The organism is Microbacterium sp. OVT16B (assembly GCF_019969705.1).
Classification (GTDB): Bacteria; Actinomycetota; Actinomycetes; order Actinomycetales; family Microbacteriaceae; genus Microbacterium; species Microbacterium natoriense.
Map to the genome: position 1 here is coordinate 1 of NZ_JAHXZA010000039.1, position 240 is coordinate 240.

The 240-nt window shown below is 64.6% G+C and carries 1 protein-coding gene; it reads left to right on the top strand.

Translation table 11 applies throughout. The features are described 5' to 3' along the window. Window positions 1–238: hypothetical protein (locus LC438_RS18380; protein WP_223587525.1), on the top strand; the 238-nt coding region annotated here is incomplete at its 5' end. Between the last annotated feature and the right edge of the window lie 2 nt (window positions 239–240).

The following is a 240-nucleotide window of genomic DNA, read 5'->3' on the forward strand; positions in this document are numbered from 1 at the left end:
GATCGACGACGCCGTATCAGGATCCAAAGCCCACCCCGACACAGACGCCACATTCCCCGACACCGACACCGACTCGAACGCCCCCACCGGCGCACGACCCTTCTCCGAGATCACCGGCGCCGTGACCGTCGCGCTCTTGCAACCGAGCAGAGTATGCCCGCCCGCACCCGTATTGATCCCATACGCACAGATCGACGACGTACCCACCGGCAACGTCACCGACTCCGCGAAACCATGACG